This is a genomic window from Oculatella sp. LEGE 06141 (genome assembly GCF_015207605.1).
GTDB lineage: Bacteria > Cyanobacteriota > Cyanobacteriia > Elainellales > Elainellaceae > Oculatella.
The window spans coordinates 100,651-123,915 of the sequence record NZ_JADEWO010000016.1 but is presented as its reverse complement, the minus strand read 5'-3'; the positions used below and the strand labels follow the sequence as shown (position 1 = coordinate 123,915).

The following is a 23,265-nucleotide window of genomic DNA, read 5'->3' as shown; positions in this document are numbered from 1 at the left end:
AACGACACGGGTACGACCAATGAAGACACACCCGTTACTATCTCGGTTCTGAACAATGACAGCTTTGCCCCTGGAGCCACGGTTACAGGTGTGACCAACGGCAGCAATGGCACAGTGGTGATCAACCCGGATGGGACAGTCACTTACACTCCTAAACCCGACTTCAACGGTAGCGATAGCTTCACCTACACCGTCACCTCAGGAGGAGTGACTGAAACCGCGACCGTTAATGTCACCATCAATCCGGCTGGGGATATTGTCAGCGACAACAGCAGCACCAATGAAGATACTCCGGTTGTCATCTCTGTACTTGACAACGACACCTTCGCCCCAGGAGCCACGGTTACAGGTGTGACCAACGGCAGCAACGGCACAGTGGTAATCAACCCAAACGGGACGGTTACCTACACTCCTAATCCCGACTTCAACGGCAGCGATAGCTTCACCTACACCGTCACCTCAGGAGGAGTGACTGAAACCGCAACCGTCAATATCGCGGTGAACCCGGTTGTGGACATTGCCAACGATAACAGCAGCACGGATGAAGATACTCCGGTTGTCATCTCTGTACTTGACAACGACACCTTCGCCCCAGGAGCCACGGTTACAGGTGTGACCAATGGCAGCAATGGCACAGTGGTGATCAACCCGAACGGCACGGTTACCTACACCCCAAAACCCGACTTCAACGGCAGCGATAGCTTCACCTACACCGTCACAACAGTCGCTGGCAACACTGAGACCGCAACTGTCAATGTCACCATCAATCCGGTTGTGGACATTGCTGTCGATAACAGCAGCACGGATGAAGATACTCCGGTTGTCATCTCTGTGCTTGACAACGACACCTTCGCCCCAGGAGCCACGATTACAGGTGTGACCAACGGCAGCAATGGCACAGTGGTGATCAACCCGAACGGCACGGTTACCTACACTCCCAAACCAGACTTCAACGGCAGCGATAGCTTCACCTACACCGTCACAACAGTCGCTGGCAACACTGAGACCACAACCGTCAATGTCACCATCAATCCGGTTGTGGACATTGCCGTCGATAACAGCAGCACGGATGAAGATACTCCGGTTGTCATCTCTGTGCTTGACAACGACAGCTTCGCCCCAGGAGCCACGGTTACAGGGGTGACCAATGGTAGCAATGGCACAGTGGTGATCAACCCGAACGGCACGGTTACCTACACTCCCAAACCAGACTTCAACGGCAGCGATAGCTTCACCTACACCGTCACTTCTGGGGGAGTGACTGAAACCGCAACCGTCAATATCACGGTGAACCCGGTTGTGGACATTGCTGTCGATAACAGCAGCACGGATGAAGACACTCCGGTTGTCATCTCTGTACTTGACAACGACAGCTTTGCCCCTGGAGCCACGATTACAGGTGTGACCAATGGCAGCAACGGTACAGTGGTAATCAACCCGAACGGCACAGTTACTTACACCCCCAACCCCGACTTCAACGGCAGCGATAGCTTCGCCTACACCGTCACCTCGGGTGGAGTGACTGAAACCGCAACCGTCAATGTCACCATCAATCCGGTTGTAGACATTGCCGACGATAACAGCAGCACGGATGAAGACACTCCGGTTGTTATCTCTGTACTTGACAACGACAGCTTTGCCCCTGGAGCCACGGTTACAGGGGTGACCGATGGCAGCAACGGCACAGTGGTGATCAACCCGAACGGGACGGTTACCTATACTCCAAACGCAAATTTCAACGGTAGTGATAGCTTTACCTACACCGTCACCTCTGGGGGAGTGACTGAAACCGCAACTGTCAATGTCACCATCAATCCGGTTGTGGACATTGCCAACGATAATAGCAGCACGGATGAAGACACTCCGGTTGTCATCTCTGTGCTTGACAACGACAGCTTCGCCCCAGGAGCTACGGTTACAGGTGTGACCAATGGTAGCAACGGCACAGTGGTGATCAATCCGGATGGCACGGTTACCTACACTCCTAAACCCGACTTCAACGGCAGCGATAGCTTCACCTACACCGTCACAACAATCGCTGGCAACACTGAGACCGCAACCGTCAACGTCACGGTGAACCCGATTGCAGACATTGCCAACGACACGGGTACGACCAATGAAGACACACTCGTTACTATCTCGGTTCTGAACAATGACAGCTTTGCCCCAGGAGCTACGGTTACAGGTGTGACCGATGGTAGCAACGGCACAGTGGTGATCAACTCGGATGGGACGGTTACTTACACCCCAAATCCCGACTTCAACGGTAGCGATAGCTTCACCTACACCGTTACCTCCGGTGGAGTGACTGAAACCGCAACCGTCAATGTCACCATCAATCCGGTTATAGACATTGCCAACGACACGGGTACAACCAACGAAGACACACCCGTTACTATCTCGGTGTTGAACAACGACAGCTTTGCCCCTGGAGCCACGGTTACAGGTGTGACCAACGGCAGCAATGGCACAGTGGTGATCAACCCGGATGGGACAGTCACTTACACTCCTAAACCAGACTTCAACGGCAGCGATAGCTTCACCTACACCGTTACCTCTGGAGGAGTGACTGAAACCGCGACCGTCAATGTCACCATCAATCCAGTTATAGACATTGCCAACGATACGGGTACAACCAACGAAGACACACCCGTTACTATCTCGGTGTTGAACAACGATAGCTTTGCCCCTGGAGCCACGGTTACAGGTGTGACCAACGGCAGCAATGGCACAGTGGTGATCAACCCGGATGGGACAGTCACTTACACTCCTAAACCCGACTTCAACGGTAGCGATAGCTTCACCTACACCGTTACCTCCGGTGGAGTGACTGAAACGGCAGCGGTTAACGTCATCATCAATCCGGTTGTAGACATCACCAACGACAGTGCGGTCACCCAACGGGCAAAGGCTGTTGTTATCGGTGTCCTGAGCAACGACAGCTTCAAAGACAGTAACGCATTAATTAAAGACGTTACTCAAGGAAGCAATGGAGTGGTTAGCATCAATCCCGATGGCACTCTCACTTATACTCCTAATGCTAGTTTTGTAGGCAACGACAGCTTTACCTATACAGTACTGGCTGGAGGTGTTACCGAAACTGCGACCGTTAATGTCACCATTGCTCCACCTCTAGGCCCTAACGTCATAAACGGCTCATCTGGCTCGGATAACGTGACGGGTACAGATGGTGATGATATTCTCAATGGCTTTAGTGATATTGATATTCTCCGAGGGCTTGGCGGTAATGACATCATCAATGGTGGCAGCAGCAATGATACCATACGTGGGGATGACGGAAACGACATCCTGAATGGGGGCAGTGGAGATGATGACATAGAAGGAGGCGAGGGTAATGATGTTCTCAATGGTGGCTCCGGCAATGATTTGATGCGCGGTGGAGCGGGTGATGATCTCCTCAACGGTGGGTCTGGCAACGATCGCCTCTATGGAGAGGCTGGCAATGACATCATCAACGGTGGGTCTGGCAACGATCGCCTCTATGGCGGCAGTGGAAAAGACATCGTGAGAGGGGGTCGTGGCGACGATGTATTGATAGGAGGATTTGGTAAAGACACTCTGACAGGTGGCCAGGGTCGTGACCAATTTGTCTACGTCTCTGCCAAGGATTTTGGTGATGTCATTACCGATTTTGAAATTGTCAGGGATCGCATTGATTTCCGACAAATTCGAGGCATTCAGTCAATGGGCGATCTTCAGTTCACTCAAAAAGGTGACGACACCTTGCTTAAAGCCAATATCAACGGTGGCTTTAAGACAGTAGCAGTGCTGGAGGATGTCAATGCAAACACACTCTCTCAGCGACACTTCATCTTCTAAACTGTTCCAAGACGAAGGTAGAGGTCAGGTTACCTGACCTCTATGTTGACCAAGTTGGTCGTTGAACGGTATCTGCTTGTCGGCCCCGGGAACACTTCAAGCAGTGGATGTTGCCACTGCTACTTCCTCCAGCCCCAGCAAGAAAAGTACACCCCATTTACTGCAAATATATTGTTATGAAGATTACGGATTATCTGTTCCTGACAGGGCTTCTAGCCATCGTTGCTGCTACATCTCCAGCGATCGCTCAGACCTCAGAAACAGATACACCTGAACCGAACGTTGCCCCTCTGGCAGAAACAGGATCTGCCATCGATCTTCTCATTCCAGCACGGTTGGGAGTTGAATCTTCAACCTCCGGCGGCGGATTTGATGGGGTGACTCAATTGGAGGGGTTCATTCCGTTAAGGCAAGATCCAGGACAAAACCTTACCTTTCTTGTCCCTCGGTTTCTGCTAGATAATGACGGCAACATTGGCGGCAGTGTATTGCTGGGGCACCGGTTTTATTCCCCATCTCGCAACCGCATCTTTGGCGGTTATGCGGCATTCGATAGCCGCGAAACAAACAACAACACCTTTCATCAGTTAGGGTTGGGGTTGGAGAGTTTAGGCGAAACCTGGGATTTTCGCATTAATAGCTATATTCCCTTAGGAAACTCTCGTCAACTCGTTGATGAGCGGCGTTTAGACACCGGATTTGACCTTTCGAGCGGGTTTGAGGAAAACCTGCTTGTATTGTCGAGCCGTCGAGAGCAACAAATTACTCGCTTACACGAAGCCGCATTGTTTGGACTGGATGCCGAAGCGGGTGTAAAACTGGCCGAGTGGGATAACGGCGACGGCGACCTGCGGGGTTTCGGAGGGGTGTATTTTTACGATGCAGTCGGCACCGATAGTGCGTTGGGGTGGCGCTTACGTTTAGAAGGAAGACCAACCCAAAACCTAAGACTGGGCCTAATGCTGCAAGACGATGATATTTTTGGAACCAATGTTGTTCTCTCTGCTGGGTTAACCTGGCCAAGAGTGCGTCCAAGAGGGCCTATTACAGAAGTGGAAGATGTTCCAGCACGACTAGGCGAGCCTATTGTCCGCATTCCTACCATTCCCATTGATATTCAGCAAGAAACAGAGACGGTTGTTACTGAAGTAATTGAGCCATTGATGAACCCTGAAGAGGAGGAAGCCTATCGGTTTGTGCATGTGGCTCTGGGACGGCAGGCACAGGGCGACGGCACATTTGAACGTCCCTTTGGCACCATTCAGGAAGCATTGGATGATGCTCGCTCCGATGGAAACAACATTGTGTATGTTGATGGAGGCAGCAACCCAGATATCCCAGCATTTACTATCCCAAATCGAGTTCGAGTGCTTTCTCAAGGCCCAATCCAGTTTCTGGCTGGTTTGCCGTTTCCAGGTTTCGCAAATGCTCCAGCCCGGCTGCCCTTTTCTCCAGTTGTGAACTACAGAAATGGTATTCTAGTTCGCCTGCCATTTTCAGGAGATGGCAACTTGCCGCAAATTCGAGATACTGGAGCCACTGATCTAGTTACAATGGGCGATCGCACCGTACTGTCTGGATTTAGAATTACGGATGCTCCTGGCAATGCGATCGCGGCCAACCAGGTTGAAAATGTCGAGATTCGAGACAACATTATTACGAACGCAGGAGAACGAGGAATTTTCCTCAACGATGTTACAGAAAGTGTCGTTCTATTTGACAACACCATTACAGGCTCTCAGGGTGGTGCTGGTTCAGGACAAGGGATACTAATTCGTAACTCGAGTGAAGGTGATGTGGAAACCACCATTCAAAGACATCAGATTACAGATAATCGAATTGCCATTGAAGTTTCAGCCCTGGGGAATTTAACTCAGGAACTTGACTTGCAGCAAATTGTTGATGTTACTGATACAAATCTGCGTAACAGCAGTGAGCAGGCGCTACTGGCGACCGCCGACGGTTCAGCAAATCAACAAGTTTCGTTCAGTAATGGCACTGTTTTAAATAGCGGTGCAGAAGGAGTATTGCTTCGAGCCACTAACCGGGGTTCGCAGGAAATCACTCTGGAAGACAGTACCATTAGCGGCAGTGGCGGAGATGGGATTCGAGTGCAGTCGGGCACCTTCAATGGAACTTCTACGGCGGCTCAAGAAGTCTTTATTCGCAGAAATCAAATTCTTAACAATGGTGGTGATGGAATTTCGATCGAAAGTAATGAAGTTGCGGCTCAAGAATTGGCAATTGATGCCAATGTAATTCAAGGGAACGGTGGGGCTGGCATTCGTGGGGTAGCTAACAATTTAAGCTTCCAGGAATATGTTACAGACTCTGCTAATAGCTCTTCAGGAGTTAGCAATAACATCATTTCGGGGAATGGCGCTCAAGGTATTACTTTAACCACTAATGATTCTGCCACCCTGATCACAGATATTCAGGGAAATACCGTATCAGATAATACAACGGGCGGAAACCCAGAAGTAGAAGTTACCGCTACCGCCAATACAGCCGATGTCTGTGTAGTACTCGATGGGAATACCAGTGCGACAGGTTTTCGTTTGAACAACAACAGCGCTGGAACTCCAGGACTCTTTGAAGTTGGAGATTTGAGTACAATTTCACTCAGAAACGGTGGGGTCGTTTTCTTACAACCTGACGCCTCCACTTTCACTGATAAAGCAGGCTTTTCGTCATGCTTCAGGAATTAAGATGTTGGTTATGGCTAGGAATGTAGTGCTGAAGCAGAATTTTTGGCTACCGGGACATTAGACTCTTAAAACAGTCTCTAAGCGGATTTTGCACTACACTACCAAAAAACTTCTTGCATCACAGAAGCCGTTCAAACAGATCAAGACGATAGTGTTCTGCCCGATCGCCCCTTAAATGCTTGATTTGTGATGAGGGTAACGCGAGGAATGCATCGTGTACTTCATCTCCGCTCAGTGGATTGTCGTAATAATCGGCGTAGAGTGTCCAGTGAACCAACAGTAAATGGCCTCCCGGTTCCAGATGGTGCAGCATCAGTTGTTGTGCTTTCTGGAGGTCCTCCCAACACCAGTAGTACCCTACTTCTGACAATACCGTGAGATCAAACTGTTCGTTAGGGTAATCCTGGGGCACCTGCATGAGTTGGAAGTGAACGTGCGGCAAAGCCTGACACCGTACGATCGCCTTATTCTGCGCCTGTGCTGATACGTCCACCGAAAGCAGCGAATCACAGCGCTGAGCCAGCATTTCGGTTAGTACACCAATCGAGCCACCAATTTCAAAGGCAGAGCGATATCGCAATTTTGGAAGTGCTGCTAGCGTCGCGGCATATTTTTCTGCTTCGTACTCGCTGGTTTCAAACTTCCAAGGGTCAGGGTCGTTGCTGTAGAGAGAATCGAAATACTCCGGTGTGAGGGATGGTTGGGATGGATTCATTGAACATTCTCCAAATACATTTCCCAGGGACGAGCAAAATTTGCCAGCATCTCTGGCGTTAACTGAAACCCGTCTGGATCGTCATCAATCAAATTCGTGGTTTGGGAGCGGTAGGCGGCGATCGCCTGTTGCTTAGTCTCTAGCACCGCCTCAATATCCAGTCGCCATCCCACTACCTGCTCGAAGTTTGCAAGTTCCCCCTGCTGTTTCAAGTCCCAATCCCAAATAGGGTATTCAAGGATGCGCGGCGAATACGTGAGATTGTCTACTGCTGCGCGAACGATTTGCCACGTTGCCCGATGATCGGGATGTGGATCTGCCCGCCACGGCAAAAAAAGAGTGTTGGGCATTCGTGTGTTTAAGCAAGCGAGGCAATGAGTTATGGCGGCTTGAAATCCATTGGATACATCAGCCGGAACTGAGCCATCTTTTAGCCGTAGAAAGGTGGCCTCTGTTGGGCTGACTCCTAACACGGATAGCGCTGCTAATGTTTCCGCTTCGCGTAACGCCTGTAAGCGAGGAGCCGGATATTTGAGCGAACGAGGATGGGATAACGTGCCATCACTGATCACCAGAATATGCACTGAATAGCCTGATGCTCGCAGTAGGGCGATCGCCCCACCGCAACCCAGGGTTTCATCATCAGGATGCGGTGCAACAACTAACGCGGAACCAGCGATAGTACTCACCGACCGCAACGGCAACGCCGTAGGATTGAGTAGGGGGGATGAACTAATGCCTGGGGGATTCATAGCGCCACAGAGAATGAGCAGCGGTGGATTGAGATAAGGCGTACTGTCCTGCATTGGCGAGGGCTGCATCAAACACGGGTTGTCGCAAGTACAGCGTTAGATCTCGAATGATGCGCTCCATTGGATTGGGAGGAAGCAATCCACGAGTGCCAACCGAGCGTTCGCAAAGCTGCATCACCTCCATACATATCTGCTCAACGATCGTTCGCACCATATTGGCATAGGCGACGAGTTGGCTTGCCTGTTCATTGGGCTGGTCGGGATAGCCTGCAAACATGGGTGAATAGGCGCTCACCGCATCGGCTGCACCCCGCAACCAGAGATTGCCGCTTTCAATTGCGATCGCCATTCGCCCCAACCGTTCTTGCTGGTAGGGATCAGTGGTTCGGTTCAGGTCGCGCAAATACTGTCGAGTTGCATCAAACAGCGCCTCTGCACCACCTAACTGCACCGCAGCAAAGCGCATCACCCCAGCGGACAACCAGGGTTGCCGAAAATAATCCCCCGGTTGCCCGATGAGTGCATGGGGATCTAACTCAACGCCGCTGAAATCGACCTTAAAGCTGGCGGTTGCCCTCATGCCCGCAGGTTGCCACCATGACGGATCGCTAACCGTCGCAACGTCTTCCATTGGCACAATGCACATCTGCCAGGCACCGTCAGCCAATGGCCCATTCACAAAGGGACGATCGACAAAACCAGACCCAGAACAAAACGTTTTTGATCCGTTCAAACGGTACCGTCCATCCCCCAGGGGATGAACCGTTACGCCATCTTCGGCCTCCGCGTTCCACACACCAAAAATCCTGTGGCGATCGCGAGCATCGCTGGCGTAGGCTGCAATTTGATCAGGTGTGCCGAAGGTTTGAACAAGCTGCAACGCGTTGACATGTCCTTCGTACACTCGCCCCACGGCTAAATTACCGCGCCCAATTTGCTTCAGCAGCAGCAGCAGGTCGTGTGTTACCTCCGCGTTGATGCCTAATCCTAGCCCTCCCAGTTCCGGTTTTAGCGGTGCTGCTAACAAGCCCGATGCAGCAATTAGCTCAAATTCCTTGACTGGAAAAGCTCCGTTGTGGTCGATCGTACTGGCGTTTGCTGCACAAAACTCAGCAACCTCAGCCCCTCGAACAGAAACGTCAGCAATGGATAACTCGCTCTGTTGGCAAGTAGAACGAGTTGATGAGTGAGTAATAGGAACCACTATGTCTAGTCTTTTAAGTTGCTAGCAAAATATTGCCTCAGTATTGTTCCTTTAGGCATCTACCTTCTGGCAAACCTTAAGAAGGATGTTATGTTTTGTTAACGGAATGGTTCTTTTGTGTTTATTTGCAGCGGTTCTCAGATGAATAAACCACAACGAGCGAACCACCCAGGGCATCATCACAGTAAATACACCCGTTGATGATCTGGATTGGGGCTTGGTCAAGGCTTCTCTTGTCCGACATTGCTCCTGCATCAGAGGTTGAGTGCATAGTTGTCAGCCGGGTGTTAGAGCACTTCAGTCGAATCCATCAAGCACTTTCCATAATTTCCATCAAGAGACGGCCACACTTGAGGCTCCTGCACTCAGCAGCGATCGCGACAAATCCACTACGCCAAACGCCTCAACTTTAAAGCACAGCAGCAGAGGGGGACGTGATTTCATCCAACGCATTCAACAACCGATGAACTTCTTCCAGGGTGTTGTAGTGCGCCAACCCAATCCTGAGCAGGCCACCGCTCGACTCGACTCCTAATCGCTCCGTTAGATTTAACGCATAAAAATGACCGTTCCAGGTGAAGATACCGCGATCGCCCAACATGTGAGCCAATCGCTCAGGCGACTGTCCAGCGAACCGAATCGCCGCCGTGGGCGTACGCCAGGCGAACCGATCCGGATCGGTGATGCCATAGACGGTTAACCCCGAAATCTGCAATAACTGGGGCAGCAACTGCTCGAACAGCGATCGCTCATAGTCCTGGATGGCTTGCATCGCTGCCACCAGCGCCGCACGACGGCTGTAAGCGTCCGGCAAAACAGAACGTCCCAGGTCTGCTAGATAGTCGATCGCGGCGACCACCCCTGCCAACCCTTCATGATTTTGGGTGCCGCTTTCCCAGCGCGACGGACTTTCATCCGAAGCCGGACGCACCTTATAAGGCCGCAAACGAGTTAGATGCTGCCGCTTGCCATACAGCACGCCTACATGGGGGCCAAAAAATTTGTATGCAGAACAGGCCAAAAAATCGCAATCGAGAGTTCTCACGTCAATGGGCAGATGGGGCGCATAGTGAACCGCATCCACAAACACCATCGCCCCCACCGCACGGGCAAGCTGTATTACCTTCGCCACATCATTGATGCTACCGACCGCATTGGAGGCATAGCCCACAGCAACGAGCCGGGTTCGGTTATTGATCTGTCGCTCCAGATCAGCCATATCCAGAGTGCAATCTTCCACGTTGATATCAACCACGCGAATGACAACGCCTTGTTCCTCCAGCACCGACCAGGGCGTAACGTTGGCATCGTGATCCAGGCGAGTGACCACAATTTCATCACCGGGTTGCAGTTCACGCCCAATCGCCCGACTTAGGGCAAAGGTGAGCGTGGTCATGTTGGCACCAAACACCACTTCATCTCCATCACAGCCCAAGAAATCGGCGATCGCTTCCCGTGCTGCCACTAGCAGTTCATCCGTCCGGGCGCTGGTAGCAAAGGCACCGTGCGTGTTAGCGTTTGACGTGGTTAAATAATCCGCGATCGCATCGATCACCGACTGGGGTACCTGAGTTCCACCAGGGCCATCAAAGAACGTAACGGGCAGACCGTTGACAGTCTGCGAGAGGGCTGGAAACCGATCGCGAATCCAATTCAAGTTGAGAGATGCCATAACGCCATCCTGCTGTGATGAACATGGTATTGATACGTTCATATCCGCACCACATGAATTATAAAGTCAGGTTCCTGCTTGAAGAACTCAGCATGTGTTCAATTTAATGATCAATGATTCACCTGAGGTAATCCTGGACAGGTGAACACAAAGACATCTCGAACGCCTTCCTGGGGCGATCGCGCTTGAATGGGAGTCGTGAAGTGAAAAAACTGGCGATCGTTCACCAACAGCAGCTCACCCGGATTAAGCACTTTGGCAAATACCAGACTGCGATCCGACGCTTGATACAGGTGAGTTTCTCCACCATCAATGTTGTCTCGGTTAACGCAAACGATGCCCACCAGGTCAACCCCATCGCGGTGAATTCCTTCAGGAGCCGGATTTCCCAGATGGTGATCGGCTGTGATGCGAATTTGATGAACGCCCACTTCATTAGACGATGAACAGCGCTGACAGAATTCAAAAAACTCCAGAACGAGCATCTGAAAGTCTGAAAGTTGAATTAGCTCATCCTCTAATTCAAGATACTCTCGCGTCACATCACCCAGCAGCGGATTGTGAGCTTTGCTTTGAAAAAAGGCTGCATGAGGAAGCTGTACTAGATGGCCGTTAGAAATTTGAAAATGAGAAAACCGCCGAAATCGATAGTTTCCTTCTAAATAAGGATCGGCTGGCAGATGACTGAAGAAAGGAATGCAGTTGGAAACAGTAACGGAGTTAAGCCGTTCAAGCACATAATCAATCGTGCAATTAAATTCTTGAGATTTTGATAAGGCCAGCATAATGGTTGCCTCATTCCTTAACGCAACAACAACCCAGACCGAGATAGATGGCGTTTTCCTGTCTATTCTTGACCCATCCCAGCTAAAAAGCTGTAACGTTCACTGCTTTAAATCGACGTGTTAAGTCACCTTTCTGATCGCTCACTTTGAACGCAGAAATCAGTGTATCTCGATAGGATTAGTAGAAAATACAAAAGCAACGGCTCCTAGCCAGGATGCCGACTATCTAACCATTGTTTGATCATTAACTATCGTCCAGGTATACTTAGCCCCTTGCAGAGAAAGGCAATTAACCCAAACGGTGGCGCGATCGCCCATGTGTGTTTTCATCCACTATAGCTAATTCTTTCGCTTCATGGTTTAGCCGCATACTGTGCAATATATTGTGCGACATACTATATGACCTGGCATTGCAAGAACGCATTTGACATCTGCATTGAGATACAAAAACAATTCAGCCAAAGTGTCTAACCCCTGATCCCAGAAGTCTGAAAGGCCGTTTATCCTCTAATTGACTGATCTCTCCTCAACCTCAACAGAACTATCAGGAAAAAGCGTAAGTTTTTTATCAAATTCCCAACACTCCAATTTATTCAATTCAAAATAGAACTATAAAATCATCGCTGCAAGCCTATGGTCATCAATGGCCGCTGAGTAATGAACTTAAACATGGTATAGTTCCCGACTTACATTTTGCATAGATCGGGAATTTCCGTGATGGTTCCACAGCAAGTGAACTCATTGTCTTAGTATGTATCCCGCCATATTGCAGGATTCAAGTTTCAGCGTGAGGCTTGAGCATCAGTTTAGTCTTCTCTTTGAGAGGATGTCTGAGACGGATTCAATCGTCTGCATTCGCCTCCTACAGCCATTTTCATTCACCACACCCCAAATCCTATATCCCAAACCCATCTTGACGAGACTGTGGCTTACTCGATTGAGAACTGCTGTAGGAGGCGGTTCGAGTTGGGCTTAGTACTTCTCAGTCCTCTTAATGACGGTAGAAGCTAAATGAACAGTCCTATCGTCCACACTAAGGCAGCAACACACCAGGTTAGATATACTACTAAGTAAGCACGATACGTTTTTAAGCATTACACCGCTCCCCACATCACCACAGGACTACAACTCTTGTAGTCCGCCCAATCGTAGTGCCAAATAAAACGTTGCCTATCAGGGTTTCAAACTACAGCCACGTCTTTTGTAATGACTCAATCCCACAGCAGGATAGAACCTATTTGGAGAGAAACACAATGAAACACGTTGAAGGAACCTTTAAAGGGTTTGGAGATCTCAACCTTTACTGTCAAAGCTGGTATCCCACTAATCAAACGCAGGCATCCGTAGTCATGGTTCACGGCCTGGGGGGGCACAGTGATCTGTTCAATCCTGCGGTGGACTACCTGGTTGTCCAGGGTTATGAAGTTCACACCTTTGATTTGCGGGGGCATGGACGCTCTCCGGGTCAACGAGGTCACATCAACACATGGGCAGAGTTTCGGGAAGATTTACGCGCATTTTTGCAGCAAATTTATCAACAGCGATCGGGATATCCCTGCTTCTTGTGGGGGCACAGTTTGGGAGGGACGATCGCCCTGGACTATGCGTTGCGATCGCCTCAATGCCTGCAAGGCTTGATTGTGTCAGCTCCAGCATTAGGAAAAGTATGCATCTCGCCAGTCAAATTGGCAGTGGGACGGCTGCTTTCACGCACGTTGCCGCGATTTAGCCTCAAGTTAGGTATTCGCAACGATTTGTGTTCCCGCGATCCAGAAATATGCGCTCTATACCTCAAAGATGCGTTGCGCCATGAATATGGCAGTGCCCGACTGGCAACCGAGTTCTTTGCCACAGTCGATTGGATCTACAAACACGCCTCTGACTTGCAAATTCCGTTGCTGCTGCTTCACGGCAGTGCAGATCAAGTCACCTTTCCAGAGGAGAGCCGCGTCTTCTTTCAACAAATCATGTTTCCAGACAAAGAGCATCGTGAGTACCCAGGACACTATCACGATCTATATATTGACCTGGAATATCAAGGGATTTTAGCAGACATGGAAGACTGGTTTGAGCGGCATTCGCAATCAGCAACCACGAGCCAATCTTCTACATTTTGCATACCGTAACCTCGACCAAACTGGGGTGACGAGCTGCCATCACAAAGCAGATTTTATCCTTCAAAGCGACAGCCATTGCAGTAGAAATAGAGCGAGCAAACCGGGAACGGTGAGATCATTTCACTTGTCGTCCTCTTGCTATTGTTCTATTCATAGCACTCGGCTGTTTAATATTGAGCGCCCCAGGGGCTGAACGAATGAGGCAGTGTTCAAGAGCATTCGGTTAATAAACGTTACATGAAAAGCTCTCTACCTGCGAAATAGTTATCAATCTACTGCCACTTCTCATGAAAAATGGCGGGTGCCGCGAGCAACTTCTCAGATTGTTCAAGAAATGTATAAAAATCAACAGGTTTCGGTTTGGCTAGTTATACTAATTATTATCTGAAAAACAATTACAAAGACAGTTCAGCATCACGATGCCTCTGTCTTGAAGCGTATAGAAACTTCTGTTAATCGCTACTCCGTTGGAGATACTAACCACTCATCAAGGTTCCAGTATCAGAAGACAATATCTACGTTATCTACTGATACTTGCAGTTCAGTTCTCTGAGAGTTAAATTCGCATCTGACCTCAGCCAACCCAGAGCAACTATCTGGCATTTGAAAGCAATCTCATCAATGTTAGTCCTTGAGTAATATTACTCTCTCAAGGGGTCAACATTTTCAATCATGATTGCTTCAAAGAACTGAAAATCAACTGCTCATGATAATAGAGAGTTCGCTCTCTTTGTCAGCAAGCATGTGTTGAAGAGTTGAAGAGGTTGTCCTTTCTATAAATCAGCAGTTTGGAAACCAGCAGTTTATAGACCAATGGTTTGCAGGCCAATGGTTTGTAGAAACGTTATTCAGATCCATCTACAAAAGCTTTGTTAACGCACCTTTCGCCCTATTAGAAAGATGTTGCATGTTAAAAAAATTCACCAGGCTCCCTTAAACTCTGGAGAGATGTTTTTGGGACGGACATTACCTTCATTGCTAGACGAAGCGTGCGATCGCACCCAAAACGATCGCGCCTTTCATCAATGGACAGAAACGGGTTGGCAAACTCTCTCGAATCAAGCGTTTCAGACTGCCGTTGAAGCCACCGCATTGGGGCTATTAGCCATCGGGTTAGAGAAGGGCGATCGCGCTGCCCTCCTGATGCATAGCGATCTAAATTTTTGTATAGCTGATATGGGGTGCCTCTTCGCGCACCTGATTGATGTGCCCATTGACTTAACCCAAACGCTTGAGCATATCATTTTTGTCCTCAAACATAGCGAAGCCAAAGCGCTGATTGTTTCCAACTTAGACTTGCTAACCCAAATCACTCCCTACATTGGGGATAGTCCCGATCTGCATCACATTATTGTCATTAATGTGCCAGCCGACTGGCGACAAACGCACGTCCCTGAAGCAGCAGTATCCCAATCGCAACGGCTGGTGTCTCCATTGCATAGTACAGGACAGGAGCCGAGCTATAGCGAAGCCATTCCTGAATCAGCCTGTTTAGACATCCCGATGGTTCTCCATCCAGCCCATGCAGAACCTTTTCAGTCCCATGTCCCTCAGTGCGTTCAGGTTTTTTCACTAAAAGAGATCCAAACCAAGGGAGAATCTCAACGGTCAGACACACGCTTACAACACCTGCGAACCTCCCTGGCACCCAGTCAACTGGCAACCATTATCTATATTCCTGACCCCAATGGACAACTGGAGGGGGTCATGCTGACCCACGAAAATCTCTCGGCCAATGCCCTCACCGCGTTTTCGGGTCTACCAGATTTGCAGCGAGGATCACAAGATGCGGTGCTGTCGTTTCTGCCGTTAAATCATGTTCTGGCTCGTTGCCTGCTGTATGGACATATTAACTATGGTCATAGCATTTACTTTTCGACACCCAACCGGGTCATGAAACACTTGCAGGACGTGCAGCCTACAATTCTGGTAACGGTGCCGCTCCTGGTAGAGAAGGTCTATAGCAAAATTCTAGAAAAAGGAAACAAACCATCCCCCAGTTTGTCTTTCTCTGCTCCGGTGGTTGCAGGGCTGCTGTTTCCGCGTTCCTTGTTTCAACTACCGCAAATTGCCCTGACTCACATGGTGTTTCAATGGGCATTAAAGTTAGCGAAGCAGTATGAACTGGGACGACAACCCAAAGGACTGTATGCCCTGCGGCTCAAGGTAGCAGATTGGTTGGTGCTATCTAAGTGGCGTGCTGTTTTTGGCGGTCGCCTCAAGTACCTGATCTGTGGAGGTGCCGCTTTGAACGCTGAACTTGCCAATGTGTTTGCAGCGGCAGGAGTCACGATTCTACAAGGGTATGGCTTAACCCAGGCCAGTGCGGTGGTTGCGTGCAATCGGGGTCGCTTTAACCGAGCCGGAACGGTGGGAGTGCCAATCGCAGGCGTTGAAGTGGCGATCGCAGCGGATGATGAAATTCTGGTACGAGGGCCATACATCACCCCTGGTTACTACAAAAACCCCGAAGCCACGCGCGAGGCTATTGATCAGCAGGGCTGGTTTCATACGGGCGATTTAGGTGCCTTCACAGCCGATGGGTTTCTCAAAATCACGGGCTTAAAAAAAGCGTTGTTCAAACTTTCCACCGGAAAGTACATCGTGCCCCAACCGATTGAGGCACGGCTGAAACAATCTAGCTTTGTATCCCAGGCGATCGCCGTGGGTTCAGAACGCAAGTTTTGCGCCCTGTTAATCATTCCAAATATGAGCGCTCTACACACCTATGCCCTGGGAATCGGGCTAGATTTGCCCAACGAGGCACTGCTCAAACACCCCTGCATCATTGCCCTGTATCAATCATTGGTCACCGCCGCCAATTGTCGTTTACCGTATTGGGCGACAGTTAAACGATTTCGGCTACTGGATGCCCCTTTCACGGTGGACAACGGGCTACTGATATCAAATCACCAGATCAATCGCGCCAATGTCCTCAAGACGTTTGCCAATGAAATTGATGCCCTATATCAGGACGCTGGAACTCGACGAGTTGGAGAGAGTAGGGAAACGAATCTAGGGGCAGACCATCCTGTTTCTAGCGTCTCCTCCGCTGTGATTTGTCCGCCAACACCAGAGTCATCCTGTCCAGCCTTTGCCCAATCCCTCAATCCACGCTTAACCAACTAACTCCTGGGAGGGTTTTAGAACCATGTTTAAACCGTTCCGAACCGCCGCTGTTCTTGGGGCTGGGGTTATGGGAACCCAGATTGCCGCCCACCTGGCTAATGCAGGTCTAACGGTTCATTTGCTAGATTTACCAGCCAGGTCGGGCAACAAAAACGGTCTGGTAGAAGCGTCCTTTAAAAAGGCGCTAAAGATGTCTCCACCCATCTTTTTTACAGAAAAGATAGCCCGTCGCGTGATTCTGGGGAACTTTGACGAGCATTTTGATCGCCTTGCCCATGTAGATTGGGTCATTGAAGCGATCGTTGAAAATTTAGAGATTAAGCAGCAGCTCATGCAGCAGTTGGCGGAGGTCATTCGTGAGGATGCGATCGTCTCCACTAATACCAGCGGGTTGCCCATCCATGCGATCGCTCAGGGTCAGCCAGACTCGTTCCGTAAACGGTTTTTGGGAACTCACTTTTTCAACCCTCCCCGCTATCTCAAGTTACTGGAACTCATTCCCACCCCTGATACCGATCCGGGAGTTGTGGAACGGATGCGGTGGTTTGGAGCGATACATCTAGGCAAGGGGGTTGTCATTGCCAAAGATACTCCCAATTTCATTGGCAACCGGATTGGCATGTATGCCACGATGCTGGGGCTGCGAGCCTGGACAGAGCAGGGCTACACCATTGAGGAAATTGATACCCTGACCGGAACCCTGGCAGGACGACCCAAATCGGCCACCTTTCGCACGGCCGATCTGGTAGGGCTGGATACCTTGATGTATGTAGCAAAGAACCTCTATCCGGCTATTCCTGAGGATGACGGTCGAGAGATGTTCCGAGTGCCGGATGTGCTGGGTAAGTTGGTGGCAACCGGAACGCTGGGAGCCAAAACGGGGCAAGGATTTTACAAAAAACAAAAGGGACAGATTCTCTCTCTTAATCCTGAAACATTGGACTATGAACCCGCCAAACCAATGAATCTGGGAGACATCGAAGCGATCGGCAAATTCCCCGATCTGCGCGATCGCCTCCATGCTCTGTACCATGATTCTGGTCGCGCCGGAGCCTTCTTCCGCCAAACCACGTTAGATCTACTCAACTACAGCGCCCGTCGCCTTCCCGAAATTGCAGATAGCCCTGCTGATATCGATCGCGCTATGCGCTGGGGCTTTGGCTGGGATTTAGGCCCCTTTGAACTGTGGGATGCGTTGGGGTTTGGCAGGGTATTGGATGATATGAAAGCGGCAGGGGTTGCAGTGCCCGTTTGGATAGAGGCGATGCAGCAGAATGGGGCAACCCATTTTTACCTGAGCGATCGCCATGTTTATCAGCCCAATCGGGGCTATGCGTCTGTTGCCGTTTCCGACCAAGAAATTAACCTGGCCGAACTAAAAGCAGACCCGCACCGCACCCTATGGCAAAACTCAGAAGCGGCTCTGCTGGATCTGGGGGATGGGGTTGTGCTGTACGAGTTTCGCTCCAAAGGCAATACCCTGAGCCTCAATGTGGTGGATGGGTTGGTTGAAGTTCTGGATATGCTAGACACTCAGGACTTCAAGGGATTGGTGATTGGCAACGGCAGCGCCCATTTCTCTGGAGGAGCAAACCTGGCTGAAATGGGGGCAATGGCGCAGTCCGGCAATTTTGAGGGTCTGGCTGATTTAATTGTCACCTTTCAATCGTTGCTCCAGCGGATTCGCTACGCCTCTAAACCCATCGTGGCAGCGATTCAAGGACGCGCTTTGGGGGGCGGCTGCGAACTGGTGATGGCCTGTCCCCAGGTTGTAGCCGCCGCAGAAACCTACATTGGTTTGGTTGAAGTGGGGGTTGGCTTAATTCCCGGTGCAGGCGGCATTATGCGAATGGTGGCGCGAGTCGCTGAACGAGCGGCCAATGAAACACCCAGTCAGGTGCAGCCCCTTCTACAATCGGCATTTGAAACCATTGCTATGGCGAAGGTGTCGAGCAGCGCTCACGAAGCGCAGACCATTGGATTTCTGCCCTGCACCACCCGGATTTTGATGAATGGCGATCGCCGCCTAGCCGTTGCCAAAGCGGAGGTGCTGCACCTCGATCGGGTGGGCTACACTCCACCCCCAGAGCAAACCGCCATTATGGTGCTGGGTCGTCCGGCCAGAGCCGTGTTAGAGAACGTTGCTAATGTCTTCCAGCAGGGCGGTTTTGCCAGTGAGTACGATCGCTACCTGGCAGGCAAGCTGGCCTATGTCATGACCGGAGGCGAGTTAACCGCACCGGCGTTGGTTCACGAAGATTACCTGCTGCAACTGGAGCGAGAAACCTTCTTGCCTCTCTTGAGCCAGCCCAAAACGCAGGAACGAATTATTCACATGCTGAAAACCAAAAAGCCATTACGAAATTAAATTCAGGCTGTAGCGGTTGAAGTTTAGAGGATGTTTTAAAGGTCTAGTTTGTACCCAACACCCGTAGGGGCGTAGCATTCGGCCAATACTTTTGGGTCTATTTCAAAGGCTATCGCCGAATGCTACGCCCTTACAGAAGACATTTGCTTTTCAAACCTCATCGAGTCGGAACGGATTTTAAATCGGTTCAGGCATCTATCTCTACAATTCAACCTTCAAAATTGGCATTGAGGAAGACACCCATGAAAGATGCGTACATTGTTAGCAGCATTCGAACGGCGGTTGGAAAAGCGCCACGCGGCACCCTGCACACCATGCGTCCTGATGACATGGGAGCGATCGCCGTTAAGGAAGCCATTGGTCGGGTAAACGGTCTGGAGCCAGAGCAGATTGATGACATTATTATGGGCTGTGCCTTTCCAGAAGCAGAACAGGGCTTTAATTTAGGCCGGATCATTGCTCAACGGGCAGGCTTACCCGACTCGGTGGCAGGCAGCACTGTGAATCGCTTCTGCGCCTCTGGATTGCAAACGATCGCAATGGCATCCCAGGCAATTGAAACAGGACAGGCGGAGGTGATGGTGGCGGGAGGAGCCGAATCCATGAGCTTGATTCCAATGGGCGGACATGCGATCGCGCCTAACCCCGATTTAGTTGCAGCCGTTCCCCAGGTGTATTGCACCATGGGCCTAACCGCCGAAAACGTAGCGCAGCAGTATCAGGTGTCGCGGGAAGACCAGGATGCCTTTGCGCTGCGATCGCACCAACGGGCACTGGATGCGATTCAGGCAGGACGATTTGCAGAAGAGACGGTTCCTATCCCGGTTCACGAAACGCTGTATAGGGATGGCAAAACTCAGACCCATGAAACGATGCTGCAAGCGGATGAAGGCCCCCGTTCTGATACCAGCCTGGAAGCGCTGGCTAAGCTACCGGCGGTCTTTCGGTTGGGGGGCACCGTCACGGCTGGCAACTCCTCCCAAATGTCGGATGGAGCAGCGGCAACGGTCGTGGTCAGCAAGCGCATGGTGGAGGAGCTTGGGGTGCAGCCAATGGGACGGTTGCTGGGGTTTGCGGTTGCAGGAGTGCCGCCCGAAATCATGGGGATTGGCCCCGTAGCCGCCATCCCCAAGGTACTGCATCAGGTGGGTTTAACCTTGGATGATATTGGACTGATTGAACTAAATGAAGCCTTTGCGGCTCAGTCATTGGCGGTCATCCGCAAACTCAACCTCAATCAAGACATTGTCAATGTCAACGGAGGCGCGATCGCTCTGGGGCATCCTCTGGGAATGACAGGGGCAAAACTGACGGCCACTTTATTACACGAAATGAAACGGCGCGGCATCCGCTATGGGCTAGTCACCATGTGTGTTGGGGGCGGCATGGGTGCAGCCGGAGTGTTCGAGAATTTGATGCGTTAGCCATCATTGACGCTTACCCCAACGGCGAGGGGCGCTCCCTTACATAACACTTGCATGGGTTTGGTGAACTATCATGATTTCTGTTCCAGTTGCGATCGCGCTTCCGAGTCTGCTCCTCTTCCTGCTGTTGTTTGGCTATCTCGGCGTGCCGCTATGGTTGTGGTCATTATATTTGGCGGCTGTGCTGTGGGCGATCAATTGTCCCCTGGGGGGATGGATTGTCTTTGCCATTCTGGCGCTCATCTTGAATGTTCCACCGCTGCGGCGCTCACTGCTCACAGCACCGATCATGAAAGGAATTCAAGCCCTCAAGCTGCTGCCCAGCATTTCCGAAACAGAGCGGGCGGCGATCGATGCAGGAACCGTGTGGGTAGATGGGGAATTCTTTTCGGGTGCGCCTAACCTGAACCGCCTGATCAACGAACCCTACCCTGAGGTGAATCCTGAAATTCAAGCCTTTCTGGACGGGCCAGTGGAACAGGTTTGCCGCATGGCAACCGACTGGGAGATCCAGCGTCGCAAAGATCTGCCGCCAGAGGTTTGGGCGTATCTTAAGCAAGAACGCTTTTTTGGCATGATGATTCCCAAAGCCTATGGCGGACTGGAGTTCTCTAACCTGGCCTACAGTGCGGTGATGGTGAAGTTAGCCTCGCGATCGTTCACCCATACGGCAACGGTGGGTGTAACCAACTCCCTTGGCCCCGCCAAACTGCTGTTGAGCTATGGCACCCAGGCTCAAAAGGACTACTACTTGCCGCGACTGGCGCGTGGAGAGGAAATTCCCTGCTTTGCGCTCACCGAACCCAACGCTGGCTCCGATGCCGCCAGTATCACCTCAGAGGGCGTAGTGTTTCAAGGAAACGATGGCCAGCTTTACCTGCGCTTAAATTTCCGCAAACGTTACATTACCCTGGGTGCGATCGCCACATTAATTGGGCTGGCCTTCAAGCTTCGCGACCCCGATAACCTGCTGGGTCACGGTACCAACCTGGGGATTACCTGTGCCCTGATTCCAGCCAGTACTCCTGGTGTGGTGCTGGGAAAACGGCATGATCCAATGGGCGTACCGTTCTACAATTCTCCGATTGAAGGCCACGATGTCATCATTTCGGTTGAGCAAATCATCGGTGGTGCAGAACAGGCCGGCCAGGGATGGAAGATGCTGATGCAAGCGCTGGCCGCTGGTCGGGGTATCAGTTTCCCGGCCACCTGCACTGGTGTTGCCAAACTCGTTGCGCGGGTAACGGGTGCCCATGCCACTGTACGACGACAGTTTGGCCTTTCCATTGGGCGATTTGAAGGGGTTGAAGAACCACTGGCTCGCATTGCTGGGCTAACGTACCTGATGGAAGCGGCGCGCATCTACACCTGTGGTGCCGTGGATAACGGTGAGAAGCCGTCTGTGGTCTCGGCGATCGCCAAATATCACTTCACGGAACTCACCCGCAAACTGACGACAGACGGCATGGACATCCTGGGCGGATCGGGAATCTGTCGTGGGCCAAGAAACCTGCTGGCAAATATCTATACCGCAATGCCCATTACCATCACCGTCGAAGGAGCCAATATCCTCACCCGCACCATGATGATTTTTGGACAGGGGGTAATTCGCTGCCATCCCTATGTTTATCAAGAAGTTCAGGCGTTAAGCCAGGGAGACGCGATCGCCTTTGACCATGCCTTCTGGCATCACCTGGGGTTAACGGTGCGAAATGGATTTCGAGCCGTCTTGCTCAGTCTGTCTCGCGGCTATTTTGCCCGTCCGCGCTCCGGTTCCACCGCGCAATATCACCGCAAACTGGCCTGGGCTTCTGCAACCTTTGCCGTTTTGACGGATCTGGCTTTGCTTGGCTTTGGCGGCAGCTTAAAACGCCGAGAAACCCTCACCGGACGATTTGCAGATGCGTTGTCGTGGATGTATTTGGGCACAGCAACCCTGCGGCGGTTTGAGGCAGAAGGACGCAATCCGCAGGACTTACCCCTGGTTCACTGGGCAATGCAATATGCCTTTGCCCAAATTCAGCAAGCGTTTGAAGGGATTTTCAACAATTTTTCCGTTCCACTGTTAGGTGCCATCCTGCGCGGGCCGGTGGCGGCATGGTGGCGGCTCAATCCCATTGGCACTCTCCCGTCCGACGAGTTAGGCAGTCACATTGCTCAACTGATTCAGGTACCTGGAGCAGGACGCGATCGCCTGACGGCTGGCATTTACCTTCCCTCCCATCCCGATGAAGCACTGGGACGGTTAGAACACGCGCTAAATTTGTCTGTTCAGGCAGAGAGCATCCTTAAAACGATTAAAGCAGCCAGCCGTACCGGGCAATTACCCCAGGCCAAACCCGATCAACTGATTGAAGTTGCCTTGACCGCTGGAATCATCACCCAGGAAGAGGCAACACTAGCTCGCGCCGCAGAGTTCGCACGCAACGATGCGATTCAAGTTGATGCGTTTACCCTGGAAGAGTACCAAAACGGTAGCTCACCCAGTTCTTCAGTGGTGAAGGAGTACGTGGCCATCAGCTAACTCCCTGACGTAATTGAACCGCAACCG

12 protein-coding genes are annotated in these 23,265 nt (G+C 51.1%); 7 read left to right on the top strand and 5 right to left on the bottom strand.

The features are described from left to right. Together IQ268_RS13495 and IQ268_RS13490 are read left to right on the top strand one after the other, a co-directional pair. Window positions 1-3,840 (top strand): Ig-like domain-containing protein (locus tag IQ268_RS13495; protein ID WP_193879537.1); only part of this gene is annotated, 3,840 nt, incomplete at its 5' end. A 176-nt stretch (window positions 3,841-4,016) separates the two neighbouring features. After that, window positions 4,017-6,548 (top strand): right-handed parallel beta-helix repeat-containing protein, encoded by a 2,532-nt coding sequence (locus IQ268_RS13490; RefSeq protein ID WP_193879534.1) that lies wholly within the window; start codon window positions 4,017-4,019, stop codon window positions 6,546-6,548. 118 nt (window positions 6,549-6,666) lie between these two features. On the opposite strand, the gene IQ268_RS13485 is transcribed toward IQ268_RS13490, so the two are convergent. The 5 genes from IQ268_RS13485 to IQ268_RS13465 form a co-directional block, all read right to left on the bottom strand. Continuing rightward, entirely contained in the window at window positions 6,667-7,263 is a 597-nt protein-coding gene (locus IQ268_RS13485; protein ID WP_193879531.1) for an SAM-dependent methyltransferase, read from the bottom strand. Next, window positions 7,260-8,015, bottom strand: a complete 756-nt coding sequence (locus tag IQ268_RS13480; protein WP_193879528.1) for a PIG-L deacetylase family protein — start codon at window positions 8,013-8,015, stop codon at window positions 7,260-7,262. Before IQ268_RS13480 ends, IQ268_RS13485 begins: the two co-directional genes overlap by 4 nt. Continuing rightward, a complete protein-coding gene (locus tag IQ268_RS33400; protein ID WP_339383292.1) occupies window positions 7,996-9,219 on the bottom strand; it encodes an acyl-CoA dehydrogenase family protein in 1,224 nt (407 codons plus the stop codon). The genes IQ268_RS13480 and IQ268_RS33400 overlap by 20 nt, the downstream gene beginning before the upstream one ends. Before the next feature lie 409 nt (window positions 9,220-9,628). After that, on the bottom strand, window positions 9,629-10,891 hold the full coding sequence (locus IQ268_RS13470; protein ID WP_193879524.1) for a cysteine desulfurase-like protein: 1,263 nt from the start codon (window positions 10,889-10,891) through the stop codon (window positions 9,629-9,631). Window positions 10,892-11,001: 110 nt separating this feature from the next. Then, window positions 11,002-11,676 carry a 2OG-Fe dioxygenase family protein gene (locus IQ268_RS13465; RefSeq protein ID WP_193879521.1) on the bottom strand — a complete coding sequence of 225 codons (675 nt, stop codon included), beginning with the start codon at window positions 11,674-11,676 and terminating at the stop codon, window positions 11,002-11,004. 1,253 nt (window positions 11,677-12,929) lie between these two features. On the opposite strand from IQ268_RS13465, the gene IQ268_RS13460 reads away from it, so the two are divergent. The 5 genes from IQ268_RS13460 (at window position 12,930) to IQ268_RS13440 (ending at window position 23,238) form a co-directional block, all read left to right on the top strand. Continuing rightward, a complete protein-coding gene (locus IQ268_RS13460) occupies window positions 12,930-13,802 on the top strand; it encodes an alpha/beta hydrolase (protein ID WP_193879519.1) in 873 nt (290 codons plus the stop codon). A gap of 891 nt (window positions 13,803-14,693) precedes the next feature. After that, the gene (locus tag IQ268_RS13455) at window positions 14,694-16,922 is read left to right on the top strand and encodes a long-chain fatty acid--CoA ligase (protein WP_193879517.1); all 2,229 of its coding nucleotides are present in this window, start codon (window positions 14,694-14,696) and stop codon (window positions 16,920-16,922) included. 22 nt (window positions 16,923-16,944) lie between these two features. Beyond that, window positions 16,945-19,290, top strand: coding sequence for a 3-hydroxyacyl-CoA dehydrogenase/enoyl-CoA hydratase family protein (locus tag IQ268_RS13450; protein WP_193879516.1), 2,346 nt, complete (start codon window positions 16,945-16,947; stop codon window positions 19,288-19,290). Window positions 19,291-19,532: 242 nt separating this feature from the next. Further along, entirely contained in the window at window positions 19,533-20,714 is a 1,182-nt protein-coding gene (locus tag IQ268_RS13445; protein ID WP_193879515.1) for an acetyl-CoA C-acyltransferase, read from the top strand. Between the two features lie 73 nt (window positions 20,715-20,787). Further along, window positions 20,788-23,238, top strand: coding sequence for an acyl-CoA dehydrogenase (locus IQ268_RS13440; RefSeq protein WP_193879514.1), 2,451 nt, complete (start codon window positions 20,788-20,790; stop codon window positions 23,236-23,238). Window positions 23,239-23,265 lie beyond the last annotated feature (27 nt).

Excerpts from the sequence above, each read along its gene's own strand:
- IQ268_RS13490 (WP_193879534.1), top strand. The coding sequence starts at position 4,017 with ATGAAGATTACGGATTATCTGTTCCTGACAGGGCTTCTAGCCATCGTT.
- IQ268_RS13485 (WP_193879531.1), bottom strand. The coding sequence starts at position 7,263 with ATGAATCCATCCCAACCATCCCTCACACCGGAGTATTTCGATTCTCTC.
- IQ268_RS13480 (WP_193879528.1), bottom strand. The coding sequence starts at position 8,015 with ATGAATCCCCCAGGCATTAGTTCATCCCCCCTACTCAATCCTACGGCG.
- IQ268_RS13470 (WP_193879524.1), bottom strand. The coding sequence starts at position 10,891 with ATGGCATCTCTCAACTTGAATTGGATTCGCGATCGGTTTCCAGCCCTC.
- IQ268_RS13465 (WP_193879521.1), bottom strand. The coding sequence starts at position 11,676 with ATGCTGGCCTTATCAAAATCTCAAGAATTTAATTGCACGATTGATTAT.
- IQ268_RS13460 (WP_193879519.1), top strand. The coding sequence starts at position 12,930 with ATGAAACACGTTGAAGGAACCTTTAAAGGGTTTGGAGATCTCAACCTT.
- IQ268_RS13455 (WP_193879517.1), top strand. The coding sequence starts at position 14,694 with ATGTTGCATGTTAAAAAAATTCACCAGGCTCCCTTAAACTCTGGAGAG.
- IQ268_RS13450 (WP_193879516.1), top strand. The coding sequence starts at position 16,945 with ATGTTTAAACCGTTCCGAACCGCCGCTGTTCTTGGGGCTGGGGTTATG.
- IQ268_RS13445 (WP_193879515.1), top strand. The coding sequence starts at position 19,533 with ATGAAAGATGCGTACATTGTTAGCAGCATTCGAACGGCGGTTGGAAAA.
- IQ268_RS13440 (WP_193879514.1), top strand. The coding sequence starts at position 20,788 with ATGATTTCTGTTCCAGTTGCGATCGCGCTTCCGAGTCTGCTCCTCTTC.